21 protein-coding genes are annotated in these 25099 nt (G+C 56.1%); 8 read left to right on the top strand and 13 right to left on the bottom strand.

The genetic code is table 11. From position 1 onward, the window contains the following. Positions 1 to 231 precede the first annotated feature (231 nt). From PO881_RS10045 to PO881_RS10055, 3 genes are read right to left on the bottom strand one after another with little or no spacing between them, the layout of a single operon-like run. Positions 232 to 552, bottom strand: a complete 321-nt coding sequence (locus PO881_RS10045) for a YdbL family protein (protein ID WP_101764307.1) — start codon at positions 550 to 552, stop codon at positions 232 to 234. A gap of 11 nt (positions 553 to 563) precedes the next feature. Beyond that, positions 564 to 752: a YnbE family lipoprotein gene (locus tag PO881_RS10050; protein WP_008106429.1), complete on the bottom strand. Its 189-nt coding sequence runs from the start codon at positions 750 to 752 to the stop codon at positions 564 to 566. Next, on the bottom strand, positions 749 to 3367 hold the full coding sequence (locus tag PO881_RS10055) for a YdbH family protein (protein ID WP_280171729.1): 2619 nt from the start codon (positions 3365 to 3367) through the stop codon (positions 749 to 751). Before PO881_RS10055 ends, PO881_RS10050 begins: the two co-directional genes overlap by 4 nt. 171 nt (positions 3368 to 3538) lie before the next feature. On the opposite strand from PO881_RS10055, the gene PO881_RS10060 reads away from it, so the two are divergent. Then, positions 3539 to 4531: a 2-hydroxyacid dehydrogenase gene (locus PO881_RS10060; RefSeq protein ID WP_280171730.1), complete on the top strand. Its 993-nt coding sequence runs from the start codon at positions 3539 to 3541 to the stop codon at positions 4529 to 4531. A 16-nt stretch (positions 4532 to 4547) separates the two neighbouring features. Here PO881_RS10060 and PO881_RS10065 read toward each other — a convergent pair whose 3' ends face one another. After that, complete coding sequence (locus tag PO881_RS10065; RefSeq protein ID WP_061718809.1) at positions 4548 to 4820, bottom strand: DUF333 domain-containing protein; 273 nt, start codon at positions 4818 to 4820, stop codon at positions 4548 to 4550. A gap of 189 nt (positions 4821 to 5009) precedes the next feature. On the opposite strand from PO881_RS10065, the gene PO881_RS10070 reads away from it, so the two are divergent. Both PO881_RS10070 and nifJ read left to right on the top strand, forming a co-directional pair. Further along, positions 5010 to 5666, top strand: a complete 657-nt coding sequence (locus tag PO881_RS10070; protein WP_061718808.1) for an MgtC/SapB family protein — start codon at positions 5010 to 5012, stop codon at positions 5664 to 5666. 138 nt (positions 5667 to 5804) lie between these two features. After that, positions 5805 to 9332, top strand: a complete 3528-nt coding sequence (gene nifJ / locus PO881_RS10075) for a pyruvate:ferredoxin (flavodoxin) oxidoreductase (protein WP_280171731.1) — start codon at positions 5805 to 5807, stop codon at positions 9330 to 9332. A gap of 56 nt (positions 9333 to 9388) precedes the next feature. Here the strand turns inward: nifJ and PO881_RS10080 are convergent, their stop codons facing one another. Then, on the bottom strand, positions 9389 to 9589 hold the full coding sequence (locus tag PO881_RS10080) for a DUF2767 family protein (RefSeq protein ID WP_008106442.1): 201 nt from the start codon (positions 9587 to 9589) through the stop codon (positions 9389 to 9391). A 282-nt stretch (positions 9590 to 9871) separates the two neighbouring features. Here PO881_RS10080 and ttcA point away from each other — a divergent pair, with 282 nt between their 5' ends. Further along, a complete protein-coding gene (gene ttcA / locus PO881_RS10085) occupies positions 9872 to 10807 on the top strand; it encodes a tRNA 2-thiocytidine(32) synthetase TtcA (protein WP_101764303.1) in 936 nt (311 codons plus the stop codon). A 50-nt stretch (positions 10808 to 10857) separates the two neighbouring features. Here ttcA and PO881_RS10090 read toward each other — a convergent pair whose 3' ends face one another. From PO881_RS10090 to PO881_RS10100, 3 genes are all read right to left on the bottom strand, one after another. After that, positions 10858 to 11004, bottom strand: coding sequence for a hypothetical protein (locus PO881_RS10090; protein WP_167391210.1), 147 nt, complete (start codon positions 11002 to 11004; stop codon positions 10858 to 10860). Positions 11005 to 11259: 255 nt separating this feature from the next. Next, positions 11260 to 12243 carry a zinc transporter ZntB gene (gene zntB / locus PO881_RS10095; protein WP_137385861.1) on the bottom strand — a complete coding sequence of 328 codons (984 nt, stop codon included), beginning with the start codon at positions 12241 to 12243 and terminating at the stop codon, positions 11260 to 11262. A gap of 121 nt (positions 12244 to 12364) precedes the next feature. Beyond that, complete coding sequence (locus tag PO881_RS10100) at positions 12365 to 13984, bottom strand: peptide ABC transporter substrate-binding protein (protein ID WP_280171732.1); 1620 nt, start codon at positions 13982 to 13984, stop codon at positions 12365 to 12367. Between the two features lie 208 nt (positions 13985 to 14192). On the opposite strand from PO881_RS10100, the gene mpaA reads away from it, so the two are divergent. Next, positions 14193 to 14906 (top strand): murein tripeptide amidase MpaA, encoded by a 714-nt coding sequence (gene mpaA, locus PO881_RS10105; protein WP_101764300.1) that lies wholly within the window; start codon positions 14193 to 14195, stop codon positions 14904 to 14906. Here mpaA and ycjG read toward each other — a convergent pair. Then, the gene (gene ycjG / locus PO881_RS10110) at positions 14875 to 15861 is read right to left on the bottom strand and encodes an L-Ala-D/L-Glu epimerase (protein WP_280171733.1); all 987 of its coding nucleotides are present in this window, start codon (positions 15859 to 15861) and stop codon (positions 14875 to 14877) included. The genes mpaA and ycjG overlap by 32 nt on opposite strands. Positions 15862 to 16015: 154 nt before the next feature. Here ycjG and tpx point away from each other — a divergent pair, with 154 nt between their 5' ends. The 3 genes from tpx to PO881_RS10125 all read left to right on the top strand — a co-directional run bounded on the left by tpx (position 16016) and on the right by PO881_RS10125 (position 20217). Next, positions 16016 to 16519 carry a thiol peroxidase gene (gene tpx / locus PO881_RS10115; RefSeq protein WP_101764298.1) on the top strand — a complete coding sequence of 168 codons (504 nt, stop codon included), beginning with the start codon at positions 16016 to 16018 and terminating at the stop codon, positions 16517 to 16519. Between the two features lie 285 nt (positions 16520 to 16804). After that, positions 16805 to 18184 carry a glycoside-pentoside-hexuronide (GPH):cation symporter gene (locus tag PO881_RS10120; RefSeq protein WP_277973648.1) on the top strand — a complete coding sequence of 460 codons (1380 nt, stop codon included), beginning with the start codon at positions 16805 to 16807 and terminating at the stop codon, positions 18182 to 18184. Continuing rightward, positions 18181 to 20217, top strand: coding sequence for a glycoside hydrolase family 31 protein (locus PO881_RS10125; RefSeq protein ID WP_280171734.1), 2037 nt, complete (start codon positions 18181 to 18183; stop codon positions 20215 to 20217). Before PO881_RS10120 ends, PO881_RS10125 begins: the two co-directional genes overlap by 4 nt. Before the next feature lie 406 nt (positions 20218 to 20623). Here PO881_RS10125 and tyrR read toward each other — a convergent pair whose 3' ends face one another. The 4 genes from tyrR to pspD all read right to left on the bottom strand — a co-directional run bounded on the left by tyrR (position 20624) and on the right by pspD (position 25099). Then, positions 20624 to 22189: a transcriptional regulator TyrR gene (gene tyrR / locus PO881_RS10130; RefSeq protein ID WP_101764295.1), complete on the bottom strand. Its 1566-nt coding sequence runs from the start codon at positions 22187 to 22189 to the stop codon at positions 20624 to 20626. A 213-nt stretch (positions 22190 to 22402) separates the two neighbouring features. Continuing rightward, positions 22403 to 23476 carry a YcjF family protein gene (locus PO881_RS10135; protein WP_101764294.1) on the bottom strand — a complete coding sequence of 358 codons (1074 nt, stop codon included), beginning with the start codon at positions 23474 to 23476 and terminating at the stop codon, positions 22403 to 22405. Further along, entirely contained in the window at positions 23473 to 24870 is a 1398-nt protein-coding gene (locus PO881_RS10140) for a YcjX family protein (RefSeq protein WP_222182220.1), read from the bottom strand. Before PO881_RS10140 ends, PO881_RS10135 begins: the two co-directional genes overlap by 4 nt. Further along, positions 24851 to 25099 carry a phage shock protein PspD gene (pspD, locus tag PO881_RS10145; RefSeq protein ID WP_007888070.1) on the bottom strand — a complete coding sequence of 83 codons (249 nt, stop codon included), beginning with the start codon at positions 25097 to 25099 and terminating at the stop codon, positions 24851 to 24853. The genes PO881_RS10140 and pspD overlap by 20 nt, the downstream gene beginning before the upstream one ends.

The following is a 25099-nucleotide window of genomic DNA, read 5'->3' on the forward strand; positions in this document are numbered from 1 at the left end:
AGCATCAGAATGGCGAAAATCATACACTGAGCACTTTGGAAAACAAGGGCCAGTTGATTAAGAATGCTTAACTTATATTGAATTTTTGGCAAATCAATTAGTCATTTATTTCAACCAGCAGGTAACGCATAACAGCTACACATTTACTTCACTTTATATATTCGTTAACCCAAGCCCTACTATGCGTAAAAAACGGCCTTTGCCCGGCAGCCGCTGTAAAAACAAGTCGCTTTACTTACGCAGCCACTGCCCATTGATGCCGCGCACATACTCGCCGCTACCTGCGCGGTTCACCAGCTTTTCGCCGGCGATGCGCGCCACTTCGCTGGCAGTCAGGTTATTTTGCTGCGCCACGCGCTGATATTGCTGCAGGCGGCCATCGTTGATGCGCTTGACCAGCGCCAGCGTTTCTTCGTCCTGCTGACGCGCCGCCACATAGCCGCTGAGCGTTTCGCCCACGCGCCCCTGTTGACGCGCCTCATCCAGCGTGAGCGCCCAGGCAGACGGCATCAGCAGCAGCGCCGCAAGCAGCGCGATCCCCTTGCGTTTCATCATGCTTCTCCTCAAAACAGTCCGCTCTGATTCTTCAGCAGCGCTTCCACATCTTTATCCACCTTGATGTGAATCTCATGCTCAATTTTGACGTTCATATTGATGGTGATGGGCTCTTTCGGCGCCGCAACTTCAATGCGCGGCACGCAGCCAATCAGCGGCAGCCAGGCTGCCAGCACCAGTAATGCCCTGAGGCTCATGGTTGGGGATCCTTCTTCGAGGGTAAGGTGGCATTTTGCTCCACCCAGGATTGCAAATTATCGCCAAAGCGCAGGCTGCGCCACAGCTGGAACAAATTTTCCTGATGCCGGTAGTTCAGATTAACGGTCTGTCGGCGGTTACTGAACTGGCTAACGCCTTTCACTTCCGATTGCATGATTAGATTGCCGAAGTTATCCAGATCGATAGTGGCCCATGAACGCGAGATTTCCATGTAGCGCAGCCAATCCAGCGCCGCTCCGGCCGCAAAGTTATTGCTGACAATCGCGTCCGCCATATCTTTATCCAGCCGGAAGGTGAGCGGACCGCTGTTGGCGATCCAGCCCTTTTCAACCAGCCATTGCGGATTATTCACCCATAGCGGCAATTCGCCATTGACCTTGCCAGACATGGCAAACTGCTTGGGTTTGATGGCGCTGACCAGCTTGCTGAGATTGATCTCCTTCAGCGAGACGCGCGCCGCTTGATGCTGTGGCATGCGCAGTTCGGGCATGCTGACGTGTCCGCCTAACAGATCGAGATTGACGTTGCTGAGCGTTAACGGCTGGCGCTCCTGCCATGGATAGTGACCTTGCAAATCAGCGGTGATGTTTTGCAGCGAGAACTGATTTTTTACTTCGGCGATACGCAGTGAAACCGGACCGCGCCGTCCAAGCTGCCATTGATGATCCTTCAGCCGGAACGGCAGCGAGAAATCGATGCCGTTGATTTCACTGTCCGGCATCCACAGGCTGCCGTTTTTCACCGTCCAGTGACCGCCCGCTTCAAAGCCCTGCTCGCTAGCCGCCGAGAATGCCACCTGCGCGCGCAGTTCACCCGACTGGATACGCATTTTTAAATCGCTGCTGAGCAGTGGCTGGAACACCGTCAAAGATTGCGCCGGCCACCAGGCTTCGCCGCGCAGACGTTCGCCGTCCCAGCGGCCATGCACGCGTACCGGGCCAATATCCTCCGCCGTCAGCTGACCGCGCCAGATAAACTGGCTGGGATCGCTGCCTTTGGCTTCAAAATTGAGTTCTGATGGCGGCAGCCAGCCGCCGTAGCTGAACTGGGTTTGACCGGATTTGAGCGTGAAGCCACCGTTAAACGCCGGATGCGAGGGATCGCGCTGCCAGCGCACCGGCGCATTGAGCGTCAGGCGCGGTTTAGCCACTTGCACCATGCCGTACGCCAGCTGATCGAAACCGGTATTCAGCGTGTCGAGGCTGATCAAGGTGTCCTGCCAGCTGCCGGTGCCCTTCACGTCCCATTTGGCGGTGAGCGGCTCGATCAGGCCGTCCCCCCAATAACGCCAGTTCCACACGCCGCTGTCGGGCCAGAAATCGCTGGCGCGGCCATCGAGATGCAACCTGAAGCGACCAAAGCTGGGATCGTGTGCCTTAAGTATCGCCTGCAGGCGACCATTAATTCCGCTCGACGCCACCGTCACGCCCGCCAGCGGCCAGCGCGCTTCATCCACTTCCAGCGTTGAGAGCAAGCGACCGCGCAAACGCAGCAGCGCGCCTTGTTTCAGGGTCAATTGCGGATCGGTCAGCACGCCGTGCAGTAAGCCCGGCATGCTGCCAAACAGCTGCAGATCGGCGAATTTGCTCTCGCCGGTCAACTGGAACGGCAAGGCGCTATCGACCATGCTCAGTTTGCCCGGGCCAACGCTTAATACCAGATTGCCTTTGCCGCCGCGCCCTTGCGTCAGCAAATTAAATCGCCCGCTGACCAGCGTGTTTTCCAGGCCTTGCTGCCAGTTTTCCAGCGTTAGCGCCATGCCACCCGATAGCGACTGATCGGCCTGCGGCCAGCGCCATTGACCTTGCGTAATACGAATCTGCCGCTCATCGACCTGCCACGGCAACTGCAGCAGCGGCTGATCGTCATCCTGCTGTGTCACCGTCAGGGTGCCTTGCTGTTGCTGCCAGTTGAGCGCCAGCGCCAGCGGCTGTGGCCACTGCACAATATTGAGGTCAGCGCTGAGTTCGCCCGCTACCGGCAAACCATCGGCAAAGGTTGGCAAGGTGACATCGCCATGCAGGTTGAGCGGTTTGGGCAGTAAAGGATGACTGAGCTGCAGCTGGGCAATCTGAAGCAGCTGGCCTTGCAACCGCGCATCCACACTCAGGTTGTCGCCCTGATAATGCAGCCGCTGCACATCGTTATTTAAGGTGAGATCGAAACGTCCGGCATATTGTTGCCACGGCAGAATGGTGATTTTTTGCAGGTGGACATCGGCGCCAGGCAACATCTTCTGCCAGTCAGCCAGGCTGCGCGGCGCACCGCTCGCTTCGCTGTGCGGCAGCGATTGCAGGCAGTCGCTATTGAGTTGCACTTCACCGGCGCTGAGCTGCCAGCGCTTTTGCTGCCAGCCGAGCGCCGCATCGCTGACGTTTGCCAGTACACAATCGCCCGCCAAATAGCGCACCGACGGGAAATGCAGCGCGCCTTGCTGCCAGCGCGGCGTGCCGTTGAGTTCCACGCGAGTATTTTCGGGCAGCCAGATACCGGCCAGACGCGGCAACCATTGCGTGAGCGTCAGCAGCAATCCCAATAGCAGCAATATTAGCGCCAGCAGCGCAGCAAGTGTTCGGCGAAGGCCACGCGTCATGGCAGTTAACGTTCCTGTTCTTTACACAATCCTGACGAGGAGCCAAATGATGGCATGTTACGTCCGGCAAATGAAGGTGTTAGCGACATAGTCTGGCTGAAGCTCAGCAAAATGACGCGGAAAACGTTATCCTGTTGTGATACCGACGTTGCATTTTTCAGGAGCGAAACAATGAAAGTTGCGGTTTACAGCACCAAGCATTACGACCAAAAATACCTTGAACACGTCAACGACAGCTACGAATTTGAGCTGCAGTTTTTTGACTTCCTGCTGACACCGGCGACGGCAAAGAACGCCGCGGGCTGTGATGCGGTGTGTATTTTCGTCAACGATGATGCCAGCAAAGCGGTGCTGGAAGAGTTGGCGGCGCTGGGCGTGAAGCACGTTGCGCTGCGCTGTGCCGGTTTCAATAACGTCGATCTGGCGGCGGCAAAAGCGCTCGGCTTAAACGTGGTGCGCGTCCCGGCATATTCGCCAGAAGCGGTAGCGGAACATGCGGTTGGCCTGATGATGACGCTGAATCGTCGCATTCACCGCGCCTATCAACGCACGCGCGACGCTAACTTCTCGCTGGATGGCTTAACCGGCTTCAACATGCATAACAAAACCGCGGGCGTGGTCGGAACCGGCAAGATTGGTATCGCGGCGATGCGTATCCTCAAGGGATTTGGCATGCGCCTGTTAGCGTTCGATCCCTATCCAAGCCAGGCGGCGCTGGAGCTGGGCGCGGAATATGTCGATCTCAAAACGCTGTTCGCTGAAGCCGATGTGATTACGCTGCACTGTCCGCTTACGCCGGAAAACCACCATCTGCTCAACGCGCAGGCGTTCAGCCAAATGAAAGATGGCGTGATGATCATCAACACCAGCCGTGGCGGTTTGATTGATTCACAAGCGGCAATTGATGCGCTTAAGCAGCAGAAGATTGGTTCGCTGGGAATGGATGTGTATGAAAACGAGCGCGATCTGTTCTTTGAAGACAAATCGAATGACGTGATTCAGGATGATGTGTTCCGTCGTCTGTCGGCCTGTCACAACGTGCTGTTCACCGGCCATCAGGCTTTCCTGACCGCCGAAGCCTTGACGGCAATTTCAGAAACCACGCTCAGCAACTTGCAACAGCTGGAACGCGGCGAAATCAGCCCGAATCAGGTCACCGCTTAACCCTTCTGCGCCTGCCTTAGCGGGCGCAGCTTCCACCCATTAGCGCCTGTTCGTCACAGCGACGACCATTCGCCAACTGGCACATACCGATGCGTGAACCGTCTAACTGACGCGAAAACGCCAGCGATCCCCCGGCATTACTGCAATTCACTTCAGCCATTGATGACATCACAACGCGCGGTTGTACGTGGGCGGCAGTAGCTTGTTGTGGCGGTTCGTTGTCACTGTTGCTGCTGCAGGCAGAAAGTAACAAGGTGGCGCCAGCCAGCAGGAAGAGAGCGGCTTTCATCGATGGGGCTCCGGGGATTGAGCGAAAAAGTCGCACCAGCATATGTCAGGTGCGCTGAGGGATCGATAGGCGACACAGCTTTTTACAAAATTTAATTTCATTGTTTGCAAGCAGAATTATCCTGTTTGAGACGTTTCCGCCCTTTTCAACCGGCGGAGGGTTTGTTTTTCAATAACTAAGGAGAGAACGATGTTGACGGATATGCTTATCCGCATCGCGCTGGCGGGAATTCTCGGCGGACTGATTGGGCTAGAGCGGCAGCTGCGCGCCAAAGAGGCCGGTTTGCGCACCCATATCCTGGTCGGTATCGGCAGCGCGATGTTTATGTTGGTATCGAAATATGGCTTTGCCGATATGTTAGTCAGCGACCATGTAGCGCTCGATCCCAGCCGTATTGCGGCGCAGGTGGTAAGCGGTATGGGCTTCCTCGGCGCCGGTACCATCATTATTCAGAAGCAAGTGGTGAAAGGTCTTACTACCGCCGCCGGTTTATGGGTCACTGCGGCGATTGGTCTGGTGATCGGTAGCGGCATGTATGAAATCGGTATCTACGGCACCGTGCTGGCGCTGGTGGTGCTGGAGACGTTCCGTCGCATCAGTCACTGGCTGATTGGCCGTCACCATACGCTGCTTGTGCACCTCAAACCCAAAAGCGTACCGCTGGTGCTGCTGGTGCTGCAACGCGAAAATGTGCGCTACGGTCACATCGCCGTAGTGAACCGTGATGAAGAGGTTGGTCTGTGCGAACTGAGCGTTGAGGTGACATTGTCACGACGTACACCAATGCATAACATCTATGACAAAGTGATGGAAATCAAAGGCGTTCAATCGCTGGAGATGATGTAAAAATCATCAATGTTAGATTGCGGTGCGCTGCCATCTCGCCAGCACACAGATGAAAAAGTCGTGTCTTAGCCCTTTGCTAAACTGAACTGATAACCCCCGTAAAGTTTGCGGGTTTTTCAGCGTAGCAAAGGACGATTTATGATTACCGTCGACGGTAACGGTGCAGTGGCTTCAGTCGCCTTCCGCACCAGCGAAGTGATTGCCATTTATCCCATCACGCCCAGCTCAACCATGGCCGAGCTGGCGGATAGCTGGTCCGGCGAAGGCCGCCGTAATATCTGGGGCGATGTGCCGCGCGTGGTCGAGATGCAATCTGAAGGCGGCGCGATTGCCACGGTGCACGGCGCGCTGCAAACCGGTGCACTCTCAACCACCTTCACCTCTTCGCAGGGATTGCTATTGATGATCCCGACGCTCTACAAACTGGCGGGCCAGCTGACGCCGTTTGTGCTGCACGTCGCGGCGCGGACCGTGGCGACGCACGCGCTGTCGATATTTGGCGATCACTCCGATGTCATGGCAGTACGACAAACCGGCTGCGCGCAGCTCTGCGCCTCCAGCGTGCAGGAAGCGCAGGATTTTGCCCTGATTGCACAAATCGCCTCACTGAATAGCCGCATCCCATTTATCCACTTCTTCGATGGCTTCCGCACCTCGCACGAGATCAACAAGATCGTGCCGATCAGCGATGAAACCTTGCAGGCGCTGATGCCCGCCGAGGCAATTAACGTCCATCGCGCTCGTGCATTAACGCCGGATCGCCCAACGATTCGTGGCACATCCGCCAATCCTGATACCTATTTTCAGTCACGCGAAGCCACCAACCGCTGGTATGACGATTGCACCCAGCACGTTGAGGCTGCAATGACCGCGTTTGGCGAAAATACCGGCCGCCATTATCAGCCGTTTGAGTTTTATGGCCATCCGCAGGCCGAGCGTGTAATGGTGATGATGGGCTCCGGCTGCGGCACGGCTGAAGAGGCGATTGATGAGATGCTGCAGCGCGGCGAGAAAGTCGGGCTGGTGAAAGTGCGCCTCTATCGCCCGTTTTCGGCGGCGCATTTGCTGCAAAAGATCCCCGCTTCCGCCCAGCGGATTGCGGTGCTCGATCGCACCAAGGAGCCCGGCGCGCTCGGCGAACCGCTATTCCTGGATGTGATGACCGCGCTGGCTGAAGCTTACAGCCGTGGCGAGCGGGCGTCGCTGCCGAAGGTGATCGGCGGTCGCTATGGTTTGTCATCGAAAGAGTTCGCACCCGATGCGGTGCTGGCGGTTTTTAGTGCCTTGCTGCGCGAAACACCGCCAGCGCGTTTTACCGTCGGCATTTACGACGACGTCACCCATCTTTCGCTGCCGCTGGAAGCCAATATCGTGCCGAATCGCGCACGGCTTGAAGCGCTGTTTTATGGTTTAGGCAGCGACGGCAGCGTCAGCGCCAGTAAAAACAACCTGAAAATAATCGGTAACGCCACACCGTGGCAGGTGCAGGGCTATTTCGTCTACGACTCGAAGAAAGCCGGCGGCCTGACGGTTTCCCATCTGCGCGTCAGTGAATATCCGATTCAATCCGCCTATTTGATTCAGCAAGCCGACTTCATTGGCTGCCATCAGCTGCAGTTTATCGATAAGTATTCGATGCTCGATCAGCTTAAGCCGGGTGGGATTTTTCTGCTCAATACGCCCTACAGCGCTGAGGAGGTGTGGCCGCACCTGCCGCAGGAAGTGCAGAGCCAGCTCAACGATAAACAGGCGCGATTTTATGTGATCAACGCTGTGCGTATCGCGCGCGAATGCCAGTTGGGCGCACGCATCAACACCGTGATGCAGATGGCTTTTTTCCAGCTGACCCAGATTTTGCCAGGCGATAGCGCATTAACTGAACTGCAAAACGCCATTGCGCGCAGCTACAGCAGCAAAGGCGAAGAGCTGGTGCAGCGCAACTGGCAAGCGCTAGCGATGGCACAACAAGCGCTACAGAGGGTGCCGCTGCAACCGGTAGACGATCGCAGTCCGCATCGCCCGCCGGTGGTAGCCGATAGCGCACCCGATTTCGTCAAAACCGTCACCGCAGCGATGCTGGCCGGCCTTGGCGATAAACTGCCGGTTTCGGCGCTGCCGCCTGATGGAACCTGGCCAGTTGGCACCACGCAATGGGAAAAGCGCAATATCGCCGAAGCCGTGCCGATCTGGCAGCCCGATCTCTGTACGCAGTGCAACCATTGCGTCGCCGCCTGCCCGCACTCGGCGATTCGCGCCAAAGTGGTTGATCCTGCAGCACTGGACGATGCGCCACCTTCGCTCGCTTCACTCGATGTGAAATCGCGCGATATGCGCGGACAGAAATACGTGCTGCAGGTGGCGCCGGAAGATTGCACCGGCTGCAATCTGTGTGTGGAAGTGTGCCCGGCCAGCGACCGCCAGCATCCAGAAATCAAAGCCATCAACATGAAATCACGCCTGGAGCATGTTGAGACGGAAAAGGTCAATTATGATGCCTTCCTCGCGCTGCCGGAGATCACCGCCGAGCAGCTGGAACGTATTGATATCCGCACCTCGCAGCTGATCACGCCGCTGTTTGAATATTCCGGTGCCTGCTCGGGCTGCGGGGAAACGCCCTATATCAAACTGCTGACGCAGCTGTATGGCGATCGCCTGCTGATTGCCAATGCCACCGGCTGCTCCTCCATTTATGGCGGTAATCTGCCTTCCACGCCTTACACCACCAATGCTGAAGGTCGCGGTCCGGCGTGGGCGAATTCGCTATTTGAAGATAATGCCGAATTTGGTTTGGGCTTCCGTTTGAGCGTCGACCAGCAGAAACAGCGCGCGCTCAGGTTACTGGATCGATGCGCTGCGCAGCTACCGGCGGCATTGGTTGACGCATTAAAAGGTGACAGCGTCACCATTTCGCAACGACGCGAGCAAATTACACAGCTGCGCGCCCTGCTCGCGGCTTCACCGCAGCATGAAGCCAAAGCGTTAAACGAAGCAGCGGATGCGCTGGTGGCGAAATCGGTCTGGCTGATTGGTGGCGATGGTTGGGCGTACGACATTGGCTACGGCGGCCTCGATCACGTGATGAGCCTGAGCGAAAACGTCAACGTGCTGGTGCTGGATACGCAGTGTTACTCCAATACCGGTGGCCAGGCATCAAAAGCGACGCCGCTCGGCGCGGTGACCAAGTTTGGCGAACAGGGGAAACGCAAGGCGCGCAAGGATCTCGGCATGTCGACGCTGCTGTATGGGCATGTGTATGTGGCGCAGATTTCGCTGGGCGCGCAGCTCAATCAAACCGTGAAAGCGATTCAGGAAGCGGAAGCCTGGCCGGGACCCTCGCTGATCATCGCTTACAGCCCGTGTGAAGAGCATGGCTACGATCTGGCTTATAGCCACGAACAGATGCGCCTGCTGACCACCAGCGGTTTCTGGCCGCTTTATCGTTTTGATCCTCGACGCGCCGAGCAAGGTAAAGCCGCGCTGGCGCTGGATTCGCGTCCGCCGACCTCGGAACTCGAACAAGCATTAATGAACGAGCAGCGTTTCCGCCAATTGCAAACTCAGCGGCCAGAAGAAGCGTCGCAGCTGTGGCGTGATGCAACGGAAGCCGCCAGTCAGCGTTATCAGCGGCTGGCCGAGTTAGCCGGGAAAACCGAGAAAAGCGAGTAGATGAAAAAGCCCGGCGCGATGGCCGGGCGTTTCTTTGCTGGGTTAATGTTGATGGATTAACAAGGCTTGAGCTGAACGATGGCCATCTCTACCGCCCGATTCGGTGAGCCGGTGAGTTCACGATAGCGCAACTGTAGATTGCGCAACTCGCTGGCTAACACCTCTTTTTCGGTTGCTGCGCCACGCTGTGCCAGCTCCAGATAACATTGCCCCACCAGCCGACACGCCTCTTCAAAAACCATATCGTACGTTTGCATTTGCCGCTCCTCACCTAAAGAAAGTAAAAAAAGCACTTCGGCCATCCTGTCAGGCCCAGATGAGGTAAATATTTGCCCAGATCAATAAATAGCCAGATTGTTCTGACAAAGTTTGCGCCTTTGTCTCAAGCGCATTGAGTTATCATCAGAAAAGAGATCACTTCAGGCTAGCATTCGCGCCCGCAATCCGTACCATACGCAGTCATGTTTACAGGGTTTATTGCCGTTGAAGATTGCTTCAGCCGCTAACGGCCCTCGCCTTCACTCTCAAGCGTGAAAATAATGTCAGAAAATCAAGAAGTAACAAAAAAAGAGCAGTACAACCTTAACAAACTGCAGAAGCGTTTGCGTCGCAACGTTGGCGAAGCCATTGCTGACTTCAACATGATTGAAGAAGGCGATCGCATCATGGTTTGTCTGTCTGGTGGTAAAGACAGCTACACCATGCTGGAGATCCTGCGTAATTTGCAGCAGAGCGCGCCGGTGAATTTCTCGCTGGTAGCAGTGAATCTCGACCAGAAACAGCCCGGTTTCCCGGAGCATATTCTGCCGGCCTATCTGGAACAACAGGGCGTTGAGTATCACATCGTTAACGAAGACACTTATTCCATCGTTAAAGATAAGATTCCTGAAGGCAAAACTACCTGCTCGCTCTGTTCGCGTTTGCGCCGCGGTATTCTGTATCGCACCGCCACCGAGTTGGGTTGTAGCAAAATCGCCTTAGGTCATCATCGCGACGATATTCTGCAGACCATGTTCCTCAACATGTTCTACGGCGGCAAGATGAAAGGCATGCCACCAAAACTGATGAGCGATGACGGTAAACATATTGTGATTCGTCCGCTGGCATACTGCCGCGAGAAAGACATCATTCGTTTTGCGGAAGCGCGCCAGTTCCCGATCATTCCGTGCAACTTGTGCGGTTCGCAGCCGAATCTGCAACGTCAGGTGGTTGCCGACATGCTGCGTGACTGGGATAAACGTTATCCGGGCCGTATCGAAACCATGTTTACCGCGATGCAGAATGTGGTGCCATCACACATGGCCGACATTAATCTGTTCGATTTTAAAGGCATCAAACACGGTGATGCCGTGGTGGATGGCGGTGATTTGGCGTTTGATCGCGAAAGCTTGCCGGTGCAGCCCGCGGGCTGGCAGCCAGAAGAGGATGATGCGCCGAATCTCAGCGTACGTCTTGATGTGCTGGAAATTAAGTAATAGGTTTTGCTGCAAAAAAGGCGCGTCGCTTCGGCTACGCGCCTTTTTTATTAACGGTGCGGCGGTGGATCCTGAATCGGTGGGAATTCGGGATCGTGTGGTGGCTGTGCGGGTGGTATCGGCTGCGGTTGTGGAATCGGTTCGGGAATCGGTGGTGGATCGGTAGGAATCGGTTCGCTGGCAATGATCTCTTGCATGCCCTTCTCCTTGTCGCTGAATGTCCTTTAAGCATAGGAAAGGTTGGCCGAGCAAGCCAGGCGGGCAAAAAAAAGCCGGCGGATAAGCCGGCGTCGTACGAATCAAATGTGCTATGCAGTAATTCAAAAAAGGAAGTAAGACAATATGGAGCGCAACGCCCATCGCTTGACGTTGCATTCACCTGCGGGAAAGAGTTTGCCCCGATTGCGCTGGCGGGATATTGATATCGATCAGGTTTAATCCGCTTTTATGCCTTACAACCATTTCCGCCGTTTCAGCCATATCGCCACGCCGCCAACCATCACCAATAGCAACACGCAGAAAGCGGTAAAGCCCAGCGCCCAATTGCCGCCCGGAATGCCGCCGAGGTTGACGCCGAATAAGCCGGTAAGGAACGTGGCCGGTAAAAAAATCATCGCCATCAACGACATGGTATAAGTGCGGCGGTTCATCGATTCCGCAAGGATTGACGCCACTTCATCCGCCAGAATCGAAGTACGCGCCACGCCGGCATTGAGATCGTCCAATCCGCGACCTAAGCGATCGGCAACTTCTTGCATACGGCGACGATCATCGTCGTTCATCCACGCCATCTTCTCGATAGCCAGCCGCGCATAGACATCGCGCTGCGGTGCCATATAACGACGCATCACAATCAGCTGCTTACGCAGCAGCGCCAAATCGCCGCGCGCTGGTACTTCCTGATTCATCAGCGCATCTTCCAGCTCGATAATTTTATCGTGCATCTCTTCGATGAATTCGCTGGCGTGATCGGTTAACGCATCGCACACATCCACCAGCCAGCTGCCGCCATCAACCGGACCGTTACCTTGTTGTAGATCGGTCAGCACGGCATCAATGGCGTACACTTTGCGACGGCGCGTCGAGACAATCAGCTTATCGTTGATAAATACGCGCATCGCCACCAGCTGATCGGGACGTGAATCGGCGTTATGGTTAACGCTGCGCAATACAATCATGAAGCCGTCGCCGAGCCTTGTCACGCGCGGACGCATGCTGTCACCCGCCAGCGCATCACGCACCGAATCGGGGATCAGCGGCGTGTTTTGCAGCCATTCCGCACTTTGTCGTTGGGTGTAATTGAGGTGCAACCAGCAGGGACGTTCGCAGTTGATGACGTCTTTATCTTCGATGGGGATCATGCCGCCTGCGCCATCCAGCTGACAGGACACAATGGCATCGGATACTTGTAACGCTTTTCCTTCAATGACGTTCACGAACTCGCCTCACTATCAAAATCAATACGATACAGTCTAGCGTGGCGCAGACCAGTTGCAATCATCAGGCTGTGAGCAAAGATGACAGGCGGTGACAATCACCGCCTGCGGATGTGCGGAGTTAATGCTTCTCAATCCAAAGCTCGCGGCTGTACGCCACGTCTTCAGGATTGGTGATCGGATAACCTTTCACCCACGGCTTGATTAAGCGGCCGTTGGTGTATTGGTAGATCGGCGCGATCGGTGCCTGATCGGCGATGATCTGCTCGGCTTTGTTGTAATCGGTGTTACGCGCCGCCACGCTGGTTTCAGTGCTGGCTTTGGTGATCACCGCATCGTAATCGGCACTGCGGAAGCGCGCGATATTGCCGGTGTGGGTCGAGGTCAGCAGACTGAGGAAGGTTGAAGGCTCATTATAATCGCCGATCCATGACGCGCGGATCACATCGAAATTGCCGCTGTTACGGCTGTCGATATAGGTTTTCCACTCCTGATTTTGCAAGGTGACATCCACGCCAAGATTCTTTTTCCACATTGAAGCCACCGCGATAGCAATTTTCTGATGGCTTTCCGAGGTGTTGTAGAGCAGCGTCAAATGCAGCGGTTTGCCCGGTCCATAACCTGCCGCTGTCAGCAATGCTTTGGCCTGCGCGTTCAGTTCCTGCTGGCTATGTTGCTGCAGATAGCTCTTCATCGGGGTGAAACCGGCGGTAACGTCCGGCGTGAAGTGCCAGGCCGGTTTCTCGCCTGTGCCCAATACTTTCTCCGCAATGATGCGACGATCGATGCTCCACGACAGCGCCTTGCGCACGCGTACATCAGCGGTTGGCCCTTTCTCGGTATTGAACGCGTAGTAATAGGTGCCAAGCTGATCCGGCGTATACACCTGACCAGGCAACTCTTTTTTCAGCAGCGCGTACATGTTTTTCGGGAAGGATTCGGTGATATCGATATCGTTGGCACGATAGCGTTTGGTAGCACTGGATTCTTCATTAATCGGAATAAACGTGACTTTCGTCAGCACCGATTTTTGGTCATCCCAATAGTTAGCGTTGCGCACCAATACAATTTTTTCGTTCACCACGCGATCCTGCAGCTGATAAGCGCCATTGCCCACCAGCTTGCCCGGTGATGTCCAGCTGTCGCCCTCTTTTTCAATCACTTGCTTCGATACCGGATACATCGCGGCGTTGGCGACCATGCTCGGGAACCACGGTACAGGACGTGACAATGTCACCTTAAGGTGGGTCGCATCGGTTGCCGTTACGCCCAGCTTATCGGCGCTCATCTGTCCTTTGGTGATTGCTTCGGCGTTTTCAATGCCGCTTAAGGCGGCGAACCAGGCAAACGGCGAACTGTTCTTCGGCTCAACTAAACGTTGCCAGCTGTAGACAAAATCCTGCGCGGTAACCGGCTCACCATTTGACCAGCGCGCATCTTTCCGCAGGGTAAACATCCAGGTTTTGTTGTCGTTGCTGCTCCAGCTTAGCGCCACGCCCGGCACGATTTTTCCGTGGGCGTCCTGATTGGTCAGCCCTTCAAACAGATCGCGCATCACCTGAATTTCTGGCAAGCCAACCGCCTTCATCGGATCGAGTGAAGCGGGTTCATCTTTAATATGGCGAACAATTTCCTGGGTGCTGGCCAGCTGTGCGCCCGACGGCACGTTGGCGGCGAATGCGGGTGAGACTGCACTGGCTACAATTAAGGCAGTCAGCGTTTTGCGGAACGTTAGTTTCATCACCACTCCTTTACGCGAAAAAATGGCGACCGCGAAGAGATTGTGTCGCCAGCAACTTTTGGCACTTTATCGCAAATTGCTGATTGATATATAGCTATTTCCCCGCAGGCTATTTACCGTTATGTTGAGGCTGGATTCCCGGTCACATTTTTACCTTAAGCGCCAGAAGGCTTTTGGCGGTGTTGGAAGCATTTCATAGAGGAACGTCATGTCGTCATACCATCCACGTCCGCTGCGCGGCAAGCTGGACGCTGTCTGGCAACAATACGGGCAATCGGTGCTGGGTGCACCGCTGCTGTGGTTTCCGGCACCCGCCGCCGATGCCGAAAGCGGGCTGATTATTGCTGGCACGCACGGCGACGAGAATGCCGCGATTGCCACCTTATCGGGCGCGATGCGCACCTTGCCGGACGCGCTGCGGCGTCATCACGTTGTTCTGGCGGTCAATCCCGATGGTTGTCAGTTGGGGCTGCGCGCCAACGCCAACGGCGTCGATCTCAACCGTAATTTCCCCGCCGCTAACTGGCAGCATGGCGACACGGTGTATCGCTGGAACAGCGAAGCGGATGAGCGTGATGTAGTGCTCTCAACCGGCTCAGCGCCCTCTTCCGAACCAGAAACCCGCGCGCTGTGCCAGCTGATTCATCAGATCAAACCGCGTTGGGTGGTTTCGTGGCATGAACCGCTGGCCTGCATTGACGATCCGCACCACAGCGAATTAGCGCAGTGGCTGGCGCAGCAGACCGCGCTGCCGGTGGTGAGCAGCGTGGGTTATGCTACGCCGGGTTCGTTTGGCAGCTGGTGCGACGATCTCGGTCTGTTATGCATTACCGCCGAGATGCCACCGATTTCGGTGGACGAAGCCACCGAAGTCTATCTGGAAGCGATGATCAATCTGCTGCGCTGGCAGCCAGCGGCTTGAGTACGCCGTGAGAGAAATGCAGCGACGGTTCAACATCGGCCGCAAGCCAGGTTGGACCGTCGAGATCCGCGAAGGTCGCGTGCGCCGTAAGCGGTAATGCCGCACGAATCGCCCGCGACGTGCAGAGCATGCAACCGAGCATAATCGCGAATCCCTGTTGCTGCGCCGCCTCTGCGAGCGCCAGCGCTTCCGTTAATCCACCGGTTTTATCCAGCTTGATATTCACCATCTCATAGCGCCCTTTCAGCTGCGGCAGGCTTTCACGCGTGTGGCAGCTTTCATCAGCGCAGATTGGCAGCGGATGGATAAAGTTGCCCAGCGCGCTGTCTTCTGCGGCCGGCAGCGGCTGTTCCAGCATCGCGACATTGAGGTCGGCCAGCAGCTGACAGCGTGCCGCCAGGCCTTCGGCATGCCAGGATTCGTTGGCATCGACAATCAAAGTCGCGTCCGGTACTGCGCTGCGTATCGCCACCAAACGTTCGCTGATCAGGTGATCGTCCATTTTGATCTTCAGTAAACGCGCGCCATGTTGCCACAGCGCCTGCGCGCTGCTGGCCATCGCATCTGGCGTATCGATGCTGATGGTATGTGCGGTGACAATCTCTTCAGCCAGTTGCACCGCGCACAATTGCACCAGACTTTCGCCTTGCTGCTGTCGTGCCAGATCCCACAGTGCGCAGTCAATCGCGTTGCGTGCCGCGCCCGCCGGTAACGCCTGTTGCAGCGCTTCTCGCGTCATGCCGCTTTGCAACGCGCTCAGCTGCGAGGCGATCTGCTTGAGCACCGACTCTTCGCTTTCACCGTAGCGCGCGTAAGGCGTCGCTTCGCCAACGCCTTTAACGCCATCCTGCTCGATTTCCACTACCACAACATGCGCCTCGGTGCGGCTGCCGCGCGAAATAACAAACGGCGAATGTAACGGCCAGGCTTCCGGATAACTCTTCACTGTTCTCATTATTTCTCCTTAAATCCGTCGCTTTAATGCGAGCCGGCTCGATTATCGCCAGGAAATGCGCTCGTAAACCCTTAAAAATTATGTCATAAACAAGCGCTATACCTGTTCTGACGTTCCAAAAGTCAGATATTTCATCGTTAAAAAAGGAAATCGCATGTCTCAGACTGTTCACTTTCAGGGCAATCCGGTGCCGGTTGCAGGCCAGTTCCCACAAGTTGGCGAGCAAGCTAAACCTTTCAACCTGGTCGCAAAAGATCTTACTGACGTATCCCTGGCTAATTATGCAGGCAAACGCAAAGTTCTGAACATTTTCCCAAGCATTGATACTGGCGTGTGTGCGGCATCGGTGCGTAAGTTTAACGAGCGTTCAGGTGAAGCTAACAATACGGTTGTGCTGTGCATCTCTTCCGACCTGCCTTTCGCTCAGTCACGCTTCTGTGGCGCAGAGAACGTCAGCAACGTGATCACGCTCTCTTCCCTGCGTGGCGCTGAGTTCAAAGAAAACTATGGCGTGGCGATTGCTGATGGCCCGCTGAAAGGCCTGACCGCACGTGCGGTGGTGGTGCTGGATGAAAACGATAAAGTGATTTACAGCGAGCTGGTGAATGAAATCACCGAAGAGCCAAACTATGATGCCGCGCTGGCTGCGCTGAAGTAAATCTCTCGCCTGCCAGGCAAAACAGAAAGCACCGAATGATGAACGCTTCGGTGCTTTTTTTATGCTCACCTTCAGGATGGTTCAATTTTCAACCTGTTGATTTATCGCGATACGTAGCACTACTTCCCGTCCTGTTGCATTTTTACTGTGATTCTTGTTACCCGTATCACATTAATTAAAAAACATAAAACCCGTAACAAATCCCGCAATTGTTCCCATCAGCATCGCTACCTATAACTAACCGTCAATTGCACTTAAGCGATTCAAAGACAGGCGGGAATCTTTATGCAAGCAAGCTTATCCATTAAAGAAAAGTTCAGTTATGGCCTCGGTGATATGGCCAGCCATATCGCCATCGATAACGTCATTATTTTTCTCACCTTTTACTACACCGATGTGGTGGGTTTGCCCGCAATCTTTGTTGGCACGCTGTTTTTACTGGCGCGCGTCGCCGATGCGGTGATCGACCCGGCGATGGGGATGGTGGCTGACCGAACCCGTTCACGCTGGGGCAAATTCCGTCCCTGGCTATTGATGCTCGCGGTACCGTTCGGCGTCAGCTGTATGTTGATTTATGCGGTGCCGGAAAGCCTGTCGCTGACTGGCAAGATGATTTACGCCGCCGTGACCTACAGCCTGATGATGCTGATGTACACCGCCATCAATATTCCTTACTGCTCGATGGGGGCGATTATCACCGCCGATGATAATCAGCGCATCTCCCTGCAATCATGGCGTTTCTTCCTGGCCACGCTGGGCGGCGCGATGTCCACTTTCCTGATGATCCCGCTCGCCACCTGGCTAGGCGGCGGTAACAAACTGGACGGTTACTTCGCAGCAATGTCGATAATGGCGACGCTGGCAACCCTGCTGTTTTTTATCTGTTTTCTCAATACACGCGAACGCATCAATGCTCCCGCAAACCACGGCAACTTTCTTGCCGATCTGCGCGATTTGCTGCGTAACGATCAGTGGCGCGTGGTCGCGTTGCTGGTGTTCTGCAATATCTCATTCGGCGTGGTGCGGCTCGGCGCGATGATGTACTACGTCACCTATTTTCTGGGTGATGCCAACCTCTTCATGTGGCTGCTGGCCGCGCATATTGTCGGCAAAAGCGTCGGTAGCGTGCTGGCGAAACTGCTGACGCGCCGCCTGAACAAAATCACCGCCTTTACGCTCAGCGCCATTACTGCTGGCGTGCTAAGCATCAGCATCGTGTTCCTGCCCGGCTCGCTGGCGCTGTTGGTTGGCATGACATTCATCGTCTCCAGCTTCTATCAGGTCACCACCACATTGATGTGGGTGATGATGGCCGATGTGGTGGATTACGGTGAATATCGTCAGGGAAAACGCCTCGATGGCACCGTCTTCTCGACTCTGCTCGCCGTACTGAAAATGGGCATGGCCATTAGCGGCGCGATTGTAGGCTGGACGCTTGGCCTGAGCGGTTACGTCGCTCAGGCACCGCATCAGCAACCCGCCGCCATGATGGCCATCGTGGCGCTGTTTTCGGTGGTTCCCGGCCTGCTGTCGCTGTTAAGCGCGCTGGCGATGCGCGGCTACAAACTTAACGATGCCACCATGCGCACCATCAATCAGCACAAAGTGTCAGCCCAACCGGCTGCCACTGCTTCCCCCCTTTTACAACCACAGGAGTTGTCATGAGTGAATTACGCGCCGAATCCCAGCGTATTATCTGGACATTTGACCGTCAGACGCTGGTTATCGAACCCTGGGGCGCGCATAGCCTGCGAGTACGAGCCACCTGTCAGCCCGAACTGATCGACCATGACTGGGCGTTGTTATCGCCTGCGGCTTGCGAGGTGGAGATCCAGCGCGAGCATGAATCTCTCAGCCTGCGTAACGGCAATATCACCGCCACGCTGAATATTCGCGGCCAGCTGGCTTTCTATAATCAGCACGGCGAATTGCTGCTCGAGGAGTTCTGGCGTCAGCGCAGCACCGTGGGCATCGGTGCCAGCGAAAAGAGCCAGGACAAATACATCAGCGCCCTGAAGCTGGATGCGCGCGCCTTTCGACCGATTCCGGGAGGGAAATATCAGCTGAGCGTGCGCTTTGAAGCGCGTGCCGAAGAGAAAATCTATGGCATGGGCCAGTATCAGCAGGATTGTCTCGATCTGAAAGGCTGCACGCTTGAGCTGGCACAGCGCAATTCGCAGGCCAGCGTGCCGTTTATGGTATCCAATCTCGGCTACGGCTTGCTGTGGCATAACCCGGCCATCGGCGAGGTGACCTTTGGTAAAAACGGCACGCGCTGGCAAGCCGAAGTAACCGATCAGATGGATTACTGGATCACCGCAGGCGACACACCCGCTGAGATCGTGCGTCAGTATGGCCGCGCCACCGGCACAGCTCCGATGATGCCCAGCTTCGCGACCGGTTTCTGGCAATGCAAACTGCGCTATCGCACTCAGCAGGAAGTGCTGGAGGTCGCGCGCGAATATCGCCGCCTGCAGCTACCGCTCTCGGTGATCGTCATCGACTTTTTCCACTGGCCAAATCAGGGAACCTGGTGTTTCGATGCGCGCGACTGGCCGGATCCGCGTGCCATGGTGCAGGAGCTGAAAGAGATGGGCATCGAAACCATGGTGTCGGTGTGGCCCACGGTGGATAGCCGCAGTGATAACTATCGTCTGATGAAATCCAAAGGCTTGCTGGTTAACAGCGAGCGCGGCGTATCGGTGAACCTTGATTTTATGGGCAACACCACTTTTTTTGACGCCACGCATCCCGCCGCACGCGAGTTCGTCTGGCAGGAAGTTAAGCGCAACTATTATGACCACGGCATCCGCACTTTCTGGCTCGACGAAGCAGAGCCAGAATACCGCGCCTACGATTTTGATAATTACCGCTATCATCTCGGTCCGGTACAGGAAGTGGGCAATATCTATCCGCAGCTGTTTGCCCGCGGATTTTATGAAGGTCTGCAACAACAGGGCGAGAGCGAGATCGTCAATCTGGTGCGCTGCGCTTGGGCGGGCAGCCAGCGTTACGGCGTGCTTGCCTGGTCGGGCGACGTTCACTCCTCGTTCCATGCCTTACGTAATCAGTTCACTGCCGGGCTGAATATGGCGATGGCAGGTATTCCATGGTGGACCACCGACATCGGCGGTTTTCAGGGCGGGAATATTCATGATCCGGCGTTTCATGAACTGTTGATCCGTTGGTTCCAGTGGGCGGTATTCTGTCCGGTGATGCGTTTGCATGGTTACCGCGAGCCACAAATTGCACCTGAAGAAACCTGGCGCGATGGCATTGCGCAGTGCAACAGCGGCTCGCCCAATGAGGTATGGAGTTACGGTGAGGAGAATTACGCGCTGATGAAAAGCTGCCTGCTGCAACGTGAGCAGATTCGCCCCTATATTGATGGCCTGATGCGCGAAGCGCATGAGCTCGGTGATCCGGTGATGCGCCCGCTGTTCTATCACTACCCGCAGCAGACAGAGAGCTGGCAAGTGGAAGATCAGTATCTGCTGGGCCGCGACCTTCTGGTCGCGCCGGTGCTAAACGCCGGGCAGCGTGAACGTGAAGTGTGGTTACCTGCTGGTGAACAATGGATTACCCGCAATGGTGAGTGCTATCAAGGCGGCCAACGCATCAGCGTCGCCGCGCCACTGAGGGAAATTCCAGTGTTTACGAGAGCAGGAAGTCAGGTAGACATCCGCGTGCCAGAGTAGATGCACATTTACGATAGGTCGCCATGAATGGCGTAATGCTTGTCAGTTAAGCCCACGATGAATCTTCAGTGCGTGCTGCTGAAAAGGGCTCATTTGCCAGAGGCGCTGGCGCGTCTGCTGCGGCAAAAGGGCCATTCGCAGCGCTGAGGCTTTTACGTTGGGCCAGGAGCCTCGCGCATGGATGCGCGAGGCAGTTCGGGGCCGGCCAGGACGGCCGATCCGCGAACGGTCCGTTGGCACAACGTAGAAGCCGAAGGCACCGCGCTAGCGGCGCGAGGACGGCCCGTGACGCAGCAGATGTGTCAGAGCCCGCACCGAATTTAAAGCAAAATGCTTTCCTAACTGACAGGCTACGCCATAAATGGCGACCGCAGGCAGAACAGCGTTGCGGGATGCACGCGCTCTATTACTCGCTCTCGTTGCGCTTCTGCCCTAACCCATATTCACGCAGCTTATTGGCAATCGCGGTATGCGACACGCCGAGGCGTTTCGCCAGTTTGCGCGTGCTGGGATAAGAGAGATAGAGACGCGTCAGCACCGAACGTTCGAAACGGCTGGTGATATCGTCCAGCGAACCTTCCATCGCCTCTTCGCCCAATGACACATCCAGCGCCTGCTCTGGCAACACAATATCTTGTGGCCCCAGCTCGTAACCTTCCAGCTGCGTCAGCGCACGGTACAGCGCATTCTTCAACTGGCGTACGTTACCGGGCCAGTTATAACGCGTCAGGAATGGCGTCAGCTGCGATGAGAGGCGCGGACGCGGCAAGCCTTGTTCATCGGCGAAACGCGCGACAAACATTTCGGTGAGCGGCAGAATATCCAGCGGACGTTCGCGCAGCGGCGGCAGATTGAGCGTCAGCACATTCAGGCGATAAAACAGATCTTCGCGGAACTCACCGCGCTGCACCAGCTCAATCAGATTCTTCTGCGTGGCGCAAATCACGCGCACATCAACGTGGACTTCATGCTCTTCACCCACGCGGCGGAACGTGCCGTCGTTGAGGAAACGCAATAGTTTGGTCTGCATGCGTGGCGACATTTCGCCAATCTCATCCAGCAATACCGAACCGCCGTTAGCCTGCTCGAAGAAGCCTTTCTTGCCTTCCAGCGCATTGGGATAAGCACCGGCAGCGTGACCAAATAGCTCACTCTCCGCCACATCATCCGGCAATGAGGCGCAGTTCAGCGCCAGGAACGGTTTTTTGCCACGCGCGCTACGCAAATGACAGGCGCGAGCCAGCATATCTTTGCCGGTGCCGGTATCACCGACGATCAACAGCGGCGCATCGTGCATCGCCAGTTTGCGCGCCTGATCAATCACCTGACGCATTTTTGGCGTAACCGCCACGATATGATCGAACTCCGATTCATCGGTAACGGTAAGATTCTGCAACTGTCGGCCCATACGCGCCGTCGATTTCAGGGTGATCATCGCGCCGACCGGCAGGTCGCTCTGGCCCTCTTCTTCTGCCAGATAAATTGGTCGCGCTTCCATCAGGAAATCGCGTCCCTGAATCACCACATGCTGCGCCTGTGCGTCAACGCGATCATTCTCCAGCCAGCGCTGGAAATTGAAGCCGGTGATTAAAGTGCCAACGTTTTGATTGCGCAGCTTCTGTTCATCAAGGGTAAACAGATTTTGCGCTGCCGGATTGGCCAGCTCGACTTTGCATTTCAGATCGATGGATAACACCGGTTCTGGCATCGCCACCAGCAGCGCGCTCAATGCGCGATGCTCGCGTTCAGAGGGCATAAACGAAACGGTACGCACATCTGTCACGCCAGGTGTACGGCGGATTTCCGCCATCAGATTGCTGAAGGGTTCAAACTCCAGCGCGGTAAAATTGAGGTAAATGCGACCGAGTGGCGCAATTTCGATGCCGCGCAGGTCGATATTGCGGGCAACCAGCAGGTCGAGCAACTCGCGCGCCAGACCGATTCGGTCCTGGCAGAAAACTTCCAAACGCATTGCGATGAGCCTTAGTCAGGTTTTGATTTTAGTGATAATACGCTAACTTGCAGCGCCTCAGAAGAGGCCTGTCAGGAAAAGTTGACAGCCAGAGGCAGGCGATAAAGGGAAGTGTAACGGAGCGACCAACAAAAATCCCGCCGAATATGCGTGGTAACACAGATAATTTTACCTTTCACGCCAGTTGCAGCGTGAAAGGTACGCAAGTGCTGATTATTTAGCAGCCTGCCCTGCTTTATCCCCACTTTTTACCAGGGATTCTTTCAGCTGACCGATTAACTCGCGACGGAAATCGCCCAGACGCGGCTTATCATCTTCCAGCCACGGTAACGGGCGACACAGCTCCATCGCTTTAATGCCTAGGCGTGCGGTGAGCAAACCAGCACCGATCCCTTGCGCAGCGCGGGTTGACAGGCGCGCGGCAAGATCCTGTGACATCCAATCCATCCCGACTTCGCGCACCAGTTCGGAAGCCCCGGCAAACGCCATATTGAGCAGCACTAAGCGGAACAGGCGGATGCGGCTAAAGTAACCCAGCTCAATGCCATAGATCGCCGCGATGCGATTGACCAGCCGCAGATTGCGCCAGGCGATAAACGCCATGTCTACCAAAGCCAGCGGGCTAACGGCGATCATTAACGTCGATTCGGCGGCGTGACGGCTTATTTCCCGGCGCGCCTGACGATCCAGCACCGGCTGCACCAGTTGGGCATATAATGTGACAATTTCACGATCGTTGTGGGTTTCATGCAGCGCCGCATGCCAGCGCTGCAGTGCAGGATGCGCCTGATCAAGCTGCGCCTGTTGCGCCAGCTTTTCACAGAACGCACGACCTTTGCCGACGCCGTGACTGTGCAGCAATTCGCGGCCAATATCGCGCTCTTCGGCCCGCTGACGCAGACGATATAAACGCCGCCATTCACCAATCAGCGCACCCGCCCCCGCGGCGACAATCAATGTGCCCGCCACGCCGGTGCCGAGGGTAAACCAGTCGCGCAGCAGCCACGCATCGTGCAGCGTTTGCGCGCCCTGCGCCACCACGCTGACGCCGAAAATAGCGAGGCCAACGCCCACCATTTTACGCCACAGGCTGCGCTTCGGCCGCAGCGCGGCTTCCACCACTTTTTCGCCTTCGCCCTCTTCCAACGGCTCGGCTTCCGCCGTGGCGAGAAAGGCTTTCTCGCTGTCCGCGCTAAAGGTTTGTGCGGCGCGCAGCGGTTTTTCCGCTTCAACCGTCAGCGGACGGGCAAAATCAATGCGTCCTTTCAAAGGTGTTTCGTCGCTCATCGCAATTTATCTCCCAATAAAAACTCCAGCGCGGCATCCATGCGAATGTGCGGCAGCGGGCGATCGACATCCAGCTGCTGCGGCCGGAACTGTTCAAACTGAAATCCCTGCTGCTGCCAGAAATTGTGGCCAGGCAAGCGTGGCGGCACTTCGCCGGGATAGAACGTCAGCGCTTCATTATCGGCTAAACGATGACCGCGCAACGCCGGTAACTTCTCGCCACGATGATCAACTAGTCCACTTTCTGTGGCCTGCACCGAGGCTAAACCGAGGCAATCCATATTGATGCCTTCGAACGCCGCGTTTTGCCACGCGTCCTGCACCAGCTGCTGCAAAAGGGACACCATATTGGCGTGCTGATCCGAAGTCACATGATCGGCTTTGGTGGCAGCAAACAGCAGCTTATCGATCACCGGAGAGAACAGACGGCGGAACAGCGTGCGCTGACCGTAGTGGAAACTCTGCATCAGTTGCGTCAAGGCAAGACGCATATCGTTGAACGCTTGCGGCCCGCTGTTAAGCGGTTGCAGACAATCTACCAGCACGATTTGGCGATCGAAACGCAGGAAATGATTTTTATAGAATCCTTTCACCACGTGCTGGCAGTAATAGTTGAAACGCTGCTGCAGCATGGCGAAGTTGCTGCCTGCTGGCGCTTGCGCCAGCTTGCTAACCTGCATCTCGTCGACCTGCGGCCACGGGAAGAACTGCAGCGCGGGCGCGCCGGCCATATCGCCCGGCAATACAAAGCGGCCCGGCTGGATAAAGTGCAAGCCTTCGCTTTTGCATTGGTGCAGATAATCGGTCCAGGCAGCGGCAATGGCTGCCAGACGATTTTCATCGGCGGGCGCAAAAGGATCGAGATCGGCGCACAAGCTGCGCCATTGCGCTGACCAGCCCGCGCGATCGCCCTGCAGCAAGCCCACCATCTGGCGTGACCAGCTGAGATAATCCTGCGCCAGCATCGGCAGATCCAGCAGCCATTCGCCGGGGTAATCGACAATTTCAAGGTAGAGCGTGGCGGTATCTTTGAAATGGCGCAGCAGCGATTCATCCGGACGATAGCGCAGCGCCAGACGCATTTCGCTCACACCACGCGTCGGCGTCGGCCACATCGGCGGCGTGCCGTACAGTTGCGCCAGACCTTCGTCGTAGGTGAAACGCGGCGTGCCGAGTTCACGCTGCGGCACGCGCTTGACGCCCAGCAGGCGATCTTCGCGCACCACGGAAAACAGCGGCAAACGTGCGCCGCTGTGAACATTGAGAAGCTGGTTAACCAGCGAAGTGATAAACGCGGTTTTGCCGCTACGGCTTAAACCGGTTACAGCCAGGCGCAGATGCCGGTCAACACCGCGGTTCATCAACGCCACAAATTCATTTTGCAGTCTTTTCATCGTTCTCCCTGATGAATCGTGCCGATAAGCGTTTAAACGCTTTGCTCAGCAACGGTTCCAGGGCGGCCGCCAGCAACAGGCGCAGCGGACGGCGCGCCACCGATTTCACCGCCCAGCCAGCGATACCGCCGGGCCCGTAAGTTACTGCACTAATGATGATAAATTTCCCCGCCGACATCAACGCAGGTGTCGCGCGACGGCGCAGAGCAGTAAAACGTTGAGTTTGCAT

The organism is Pantoea sp. SS70 (assembly GCF_029866845.1).
Taxonomy (GTDB): domain Bacteria; phylum Pseudomonadota; class Gammaproteobacteria; order Enterobacterales; family Enterobacteriaceae; genus Pantoea; species Pantoea leporis.